Source organism: Mesorhizobium sp. M1A.F.Ca.IN.020.04.1.1, from assembly GCF_003997315.1.
Lineage (GTDB): Bacteria > Pseudomonadota > Alphaproteobacteria > Rhizobiales > Rhizobiaceae > Mesorhizobium.
The window spans coordinates 1-6,354 of sequence record NZ_RZSN01000244.1; the positions used below are offsets into that span (position 1 = coordinate 1).

Annotated in this window: 4 protein-coding genes and 2 pseudogenes; 2 read left to right on the forward strand and 4 right to left on the reverse strand. The window is 64.7% G+C overall.

The annotated features are described in order from the left end of the window. Both EOA49_RS29280 and topA read right to left on the reverse strand, forming a co-directional pair. Positions 1-468: pseudogene (locus tag EOA49_RS29280) on the reverse strand (ribonuclease R); the annotation flags it as partial. Positions 469-474: 6 nt separating this feature from the next. Beyond that, positions 475-3,042 (reverse strand): type I DNA topoisomerase, encoded by a 2,568-nt coding sequence (topA, locus tag EOA49_RS29285; RefSeq protein WP_067328149.1) that lies wholly within the window; start codon positions 3,040-3,042, stop codon positions 475-477. Positions 3,043-3,448: 406 nt separating this feature from the next. On the opposite strand from topA, the gene EOA49_RS29290 reads away from it, so the two are divergent. Continuing rightward, positions 3,449-4,195: a cytochrome c biogenesis CcdA family protein gene (locus tag EOA49_RS29290; RefSeq protein ID WP_127241498.1), complete on the forward strand. Its 747-nt coding sequence runs from the start codon at positions 3,449-3,451 to the stop codon at positions 4,193-4,195. Positions 4,196-4,342: 147 nt separating this feature from the next. Then, a complete protein-coding gene (gene glmU, locus EOA49_RS29295; protein ID WP_127241499.1) occupies positions 4,343-5,713 on the forward strand; it encodes a bifunctional UDP-N-acetylglucosamine diphosphorylase/glucosamine-1-phosphate N-acetyltransferase GlmU in 1,371 nt (456 codons plus the stop codon). 4 nt (positions 5,714-5,717) lie between these two features. On the opposite strand, the gene EOA49_RS29300 is transcribed toward glmU, so the two are convergent. Next, a complete protein-coding gene (locus tag EOA49_RS29300) occupies positions 5,718-6,092 on the reverse strand; it encodes an ADP-ribosylation/crystallin J1 (RefSeq protein WP_127241500.1) in 375 nt (124 codons plus the stop codon). Positions 6,093-6,243: 151 nt separating this feature from the next. After that, positions 6,244-6,354: pseudogene (locus EOA49_RS29305) on the reverse strand (IS5/IS1182 family transposase); the annotation flags it as partial.

The following is a 6,354-nucleotide window of genomic DNA, read 5'->3' on the forward strand; positions in this document are numbered from 1 at the left end:
GGCGGGGCCTGAGGGATCGTCGGTCGGGAAGGTCTTGGCGAGGACGCGGGCGCCGATGCCCGGAACCGGGCCGCTGGCGCCGCGCGAAATGCGGATGGCGATCACGGGCGGCGAGCCCGGACCGGTGTATTCGCTCGGATGCGCCAGAAGCACACCATCGTTATCGCGGCCGAAAATGTCGAGCACGGCGACATGGGGCAGGGAGCCGGCGCGGGTGAGCCGCTTGCGGTTCCTGGTCAGCAGGCCCTCATCCTGCAGGTCGCGCAGCAGATCCTTGAGCCAGATGCGGTCCTCGCCGCGCAGCGCGAACGCCTTGGCGATGTCGCGTTTTCCGGAGCGGTCGGGGTTCTCAGCGATGTAGCGCAGGATTTCGTCGCGCGAGGGCCGGTAGTCATCCTTGACCACCTTCGCCCTGGTGTCGGCGCTGCGCGGATCGCCGTGACTTCTTCCGGAGATCCTGCGCGCCACGTCGTGCTATCCTTTCTTTGCCGCCCGGCGGAACGGCTTCTTGCCGCCTCCGCCCTTGGCTTCCTTCTCAGCAATCAGGGCGATTGCCTCGTCCATCGTCACCGATTGCGGATCCTTGCCCTTGGGCAGCGTGGCATTGACCTTGCCGTAATTGACGTAGGGTCCGTAGCGGCCGTCGCGCACGACGATCTTGCCGCCGCCGTCGGGATGCTCGCCCAGTTCCTTCAACGCAGCCGGCGTGCTCCCGTTGCGGCCGCCCTTGCCCTTCTGCTGCTTCTCGGCGATCACCGAAACGGCGCGGTTCAGGCCGATCGAGAACACGTCCTCGATGCTTTCGAGATTGGCGTAGGTGCCGTCGTGCAGCACGAAGGGTCCGTACCGCCCAAGACCGGCCGAGATCATCTTGCCGGTTTCCGGATGCTTACCGACATCGCGCGGCAATGCCAGCAGCGCCAGCGCCTTCTCATGGTCGATCGACTCGGCGGTCCAGCCCTTGGGCAGGCTCGAGCGCTTGGCGTCCTTGCCTTCGCCGCGCTGGATGTAGGGGCCGAAGCGGCCGCTCCTGAGCGTGATCTCCTCGGCGGTGTATGGATCCTTGCCGAGCAGCTTGACGCCGTCGTCGCCGTTGCCGTTCTCGCCGTTGGGATTGGCGGCGTCGCCAAGCTGGCGGGTATAGGAGCATTCCGGATAATTCGAGCAGCCGACAAAGGCGCCGAACTTACCGAGCTTCAGCGACAGGTTGCCGGTGCCGCATTTCGGGCAGACGCGCGGGTTTGAGCCGTCCTCCCGCGCGGGGAACACCAGCGGCGCCAGCTCGTCGTTGAGCGCATCGAGCACGTCTGAGACGCGCAGTTCCTTGATGTCGTCGACGGCGCCCGAAAAATCCTTCCAGAAGTCGCGCAGCACGTCCTTCCAGGCGAGCTTGCCGTCGGAGATCTCGTCGAGCTTTTCCTCGAGCGAGGCTGTGAAGTCATATTCGACATAGCGCTCGAAGAAGCTTTCGAGGAAGGCCGACAGCAGCCGGCCCTTGGCCTGCGGCACCAGCTTGCGCCGGTCGATGGCGACGTAGTCGCGGTCCTCGAGCGTCTTCAGGATCGCCGTGTAGGTCGACGGCCGGCCAATGCCGAGCTCTTCCAGCTTCTTGATCAGCGACGCCTCGGAATAGCGCGGCGGCGGCTCGGTCGTGTGCTGGGTGGCGTTGATCGCCTCGCGGGCAAGCTGCTCGCCGGCGCGGATCTCGGGCAGGCGGCGGCTTTCCTCGTCCTCCGCGTCCTCGTCCTTCTGGTCGGTGTAGGCGGCGATGAAGCCGTCGAAGCGGATGACCGAGCCGACCGCGCGAAGCTCGGCGGTGCGGGCGCCGTTGACCGCCTCGATCTCGACCGTGGTGCGCTCGATCTCGGCCGGCTGCATCTGGCTGGCGATCGCGCGCTTCCAGATCAGCTCATAGAGGCGCGCCTGATCGGCATCGAGATATTGCCTGACCGATGCCGGCGTGCGCTTGAAATCGGTAGGGCGGATCGCCTCATGCGCTTCCTGGGCGTTCTTGGCCTTGACCGAATAATAGCGTGGGTTTTCGGGCAGGTATTTCGCGCCGAACTCGCTGGCGATGGCATCGCGCGCCGCGGTGATCGCCTCCGGCGCCATCTGCACGCCGTCGGTTCGCATATAGGTGATGAGGCCGGCGGTCTCGCCGCCGACATCCATGCCTTCGTAAAGCTTCTGCGCCACCTGCATGGTGCGGTTGGCCGAGAAGCCGAGCCGCGAGGAGGCGGCCTGCTGCAGCGTCGAGGTGGTGAAGGGCGGGCCCGGATTGCGCTTGGTGGGCTTGGCTTCGACCGACAGCGCCTTGAAGGTCGCACCTTCGAGCATCGCCTTGATGTCGTCGGCCTGGGCCTTGTTGGCGATGTCGAGCTTCTGCAGCTTCTTGCCGGCATAGGCGGTCAGCCGCGCCTCGAAACTGTCGTTGCGCGGCGTGTTGAGGATGGCGGCGATCTGCCAGTATTCCTCGCGGACGAAGCGCTCGATCTCGGATTCGCGGTCGCAGACCAGCCGCAGCGCCACCGACTGCACGCGCCCGGCGGAACGGGCGCCCGGCAGCTTGCGCCACAGCACCGGCGAGAGGGTGAAGCCGACGAGATAGTCGAGCGCGCGGCGCGCGAGATAGGCGTCCACCAGCGGCGCATCGATCTGGCGCGGATTGGCCATGGCCTCCATTACCGAGGTCTTTGTTATGGCGTTGAAGACGACGCGGCTGACCGGCTTGTCCTTCAGCGCGCGCTTCTGCCTCAGCACTTCCAGCACATGCCAGGAAATCGCCTCGCCCTCGCGATCCGGGTCGGTGGCGAGGATCAGCCCGTCGGCGTCCTTGACCGCCTTGGCGATGTCGGCGAGGCGCTTGCCGGAGGCGGTGTCTACCGACCAGGACATGGCGAAGTCCTCGTCCGGGCGCACCGAGCCGTCCTTGGCCGGCAGATCGCGGACATGGCCGAACGAGGCCAGGACCTTATAGTTCTTGCCCAGATATTTGTTGATTGTCTTCGCCTTGGCCGGCGATTCGACGACGACGACGTCCATGAGGTCTCTTATCAGCTGTGAGGCGGCGGAAGAGCTCCGCGGCGCACGACGAAATCCCACTCTTTTCGTCGCTCACATGGCCGTGCTTTTGCAATCGGTCAAGGGGACAGGCCCAATTTGCGAACTGGCCGACAGCGATACACTCTTAGAGTGTATGGCGGAGAACACATTTTTTGGCGCACCGACGGATCGTGTCTTGGTTCGGTCTTTTACCGAGGGGAGTCGCCGACAGAACCAGCATCGGCCCGGCGGTACGCGGACGGCACGCGGCACTGGCGCGCCATCCATTGAACGCGCAGCGGCCGCCGCTTCTTCCTCGGCTAGCGACCACGCGCCACACAATGGTGATTGGCACGAGGGCTCCGGCATCGCTATATCGGCGCCAGCACAACCGGGGCATCGTGAAATGGAATTGGACATCGGCTATGTCAGCGCGGTCGGAGCAGGGGCGATCTCGTTCCTGTCGCCGTGCGTGCTGCCGCTGGTGCCGCCTTATCTTTGCTACATGGCCGGCGTTTCGGTCGACGATTTCCGCGGCAACGCCGGCGCGACGGCGCGCGAAGGCGCACGTGGCGCGCTGCTCTATGCCTCTGTTGCCTTCGTGCTCGGCTTCTCGACCGTCTTCGTCGCGCTTGGCGCCGGCGCCTCGACGATCGGCCGGCTGCTGCGCGTCTGGCAGGAACCGCTGGCGATGGTGGCCGGCGCGCTGATCATCATCATGGGCCTGAATTTCCTCGGCATCGTGCGCATCCCGCTCTTGTCGCGCGAGGCGCGCTTCCAGTCGCAGGGCAAGCCGGCCAGCATGATCGCCGCCTATGTCATGGGGCTGGCCTTTGCCTTCGGCTGGACGCCCTGCATCGGCCCGGTGCTGGGGCCGATCCTGACTTTAGCCGGCGGCCGCGAGACGGTGGGCGAGGGCGCGCTGCTGCTCGCCGCCTATTCGCTCGGGCTCGGCATCCCCTTCCTGATCGCGGCGCTGTTTTCCGGCGCCTTCATGCGCTTCTTGGGAAAATTCCGCGTCCATCTCGGTCGCGTGGAAAAAGCGATCGGCGCGCTGCTCGTCGTCGCCGGCGTGTTTTTTCTCACCGGTGGCGTGCAGAGCGCATCCTACTGGCTGCTGGAAAACTTCCCGGCGCTCGGGCGGCTCGGGTGATCTGCCACTTCGTGCACAGGATCGAATTGTGGACCCGCCGATCAAGAGTCCAGGTGATCCGCTGTCTCACCGGAATTTAACCGCATTGGTGCAGCATCACGCCGCTGCTAGCATGCGATGATTTGAATCCTTTCATACGGTTGCCCTATGAGCCAGAGATCCTGCCTGTCCGTCATCCTCGCCGCCGGCGAAGGTACGCGCATGAAGAGCGCGATGCCCAAGGTGCTGCACGCCATTGCCGGCCTGCCGATGGTGGCTCATGTGGTGAAGGCCGCTGAGGCCGCCGGGGCAACGGGTCTGGCGCTGGTGATCGGCCACGGCGCCGACGAGATGCGGAAGGCGGTGCAGAAATTCGCGCCGAAAGCCGAGACCTTCGTGCAGGAGAAGCGGCTCGGCACGGCCCATGCGGTGCTTGCCGCGCGCGAAGCGATAGCGAAGGGCTACGACGACATCCTCGTCATGTTCGGCGACACGCCGCTGATCGATGCGGCAGCGCTGGCTGCCGCGCGGCAGAAGCTGGCGGAGGGTGCTGCCGTTGCGGTGATCGGCTTCCGCCCGCCCAATCCGACGGGATACGGCCGGCTGATCGAGAAGGGCGGGCGTCTCGTCGCCATCAGGGAGGAGAAGGACTGCTCCGAGGCGGAAAAAAAGCTCGGCTTCTGCAATGCCGGGATGATGGCGGTGGCCGGCAACCAGGCGCTTCGGCTGCTCGACAAGGTCGGCAACAACAATGCCAAGGGCGAGTTCTATCTCACCGACATCGTCGAGCTCGCCGGCGCGGACGGGCTCGATGTGGTGGCCACGGAGGCGAGCTTCGAAAGCGCGCTCGGCATCAACAACCGGGCCGAGCTCGCCGAGGCGGAAGCTATCTGGCAGGCGCGCCAGCGGCGCGAGGCGATGCTTGCCGGCGTGACGCTGATCGCGCCTGAAACCGTCTACTTCTCGCACGACACCGAGATCGGTGCCGATACGATTGTCGAGCCGCATGTCTGGTTCGGCCCGGGCGTCAAGATCGCTTCAGGGGCGAAAATCCACGCCTTCAGCCATATCGAAGGCGCCACGATCGCTTCCAATTGCGATGTCGGGCCGTTCGCGCGGCTGCGGCCGGGCGCCGATCTTCGACACAAGGCAAAGGTCGGCAATTTCTGCGAGGTCAAGCAGGCGACGATCGAGGAGGGCGCCAAGGTCAACCACCTGACCTATATCGGCGATGCGCGCGTGGGGGCGGCGGCCAATATCGGCGCCGGCACCATCACCTGCAATTATGACGGCTATTCGAAATTCTTCACCGATATCGGCGAGGGCGCGTTCGTCGGCTCGAATTCCGCGCTGGTGGCGCCGGTCTCGATCGGCAAGGGCGGGTACATCGCTTCCGGCAGCGTGATCACCGAAAGCGTGCCCGACGACGCGCTGGCCTTCGGCCGCGCTCGTCAGAAGACGATCCCGGGCAAAGGCAAAGAGTTGCGCGAGCGCTTCGCCTCGGCCGCCGCGGCAAGGAAGAAGGCAGCGGCGGAATAGCGTTTCAGGCGGTGCTTTCGGTGGTTTTGCCGAAGGCCGCCGTCACCTCGATCTTGCCGACGATCGCCTTGTTGAATTGAGGCAGGTACTCGGCGGGTATCCAGTATTCGAGATGCGCTTTGCTGCCGGCGTGCTCGATTCGGTAGCCATCCAGAAAGCTTCTCAGAACCTCGAACCGGGTAACGAAGCCGGAGCCGCTCGTCGGAACGTTCCAGTCGCGGGCGATCTGGACCGCATAGGCTTCGGTGAGCACGGGATAGAAAATCGGCTGATCGGGCAGGCGCGGTGGAAATTCGCGCATGCCCGAAGCCTTGATCAGTTCCAGTTCCTTCGGTCCGACCGGACGCCAGAGCGTTACGGTATCCTTCGTTTGGCTCATAGATCGAATAAGCGCCTAAAGTCGGGCCAAAGACAAGCCGCCAGGGAGCGGGCACATCCGCCAACAGGTGGGGCTCTATATGTCAACGGCTGTGTGGTGCTCATCGTTCGAAGGATGACATGCTCGAGCCACAACTAGGCTGAATCGACATTCAGCGCATCCATAACATAGCTGCGGCGAGATGGATGAAGGCGAGGAAGTGGCCGGCGCGACGATCGAAGCGTGTGGCGAAGCGTCTGAAATGCTTGAGCTTGTTGAAGCA

Excerpts from the sequence above, each read along its gene's own strand:
- topA (WP_067328149.1), bottom strand. The coding sequence starts at position 3,042 with ATGGACGTCGTCGTCGTCGAATCGCCGGCCAAGGCGAAGACAATCAAC.
- EOA49_RS29290 (WP_127241498.1), top strand. The coding sequence starts at position 3,449 with ATGGAATTGGACATCGGCTATGTCAGCGCGGTCGGAGCAGGGGCGATC.
- glmU (WP_127241499.1), top strand. The coding sequence starts at position 4,343 with ATGAGCCAGAGATCCTGCCTGTCCGTCATCCTCGCCGCCGGCGAAGGT.
- EOA49_RS29300 (WP_127241500.1), bottom strand. The coding sequence starts at position 6,092 with ATGAGCCAAACGAAGGATACCGTAACGCTCTGGCGTCCGGTCGGACCG.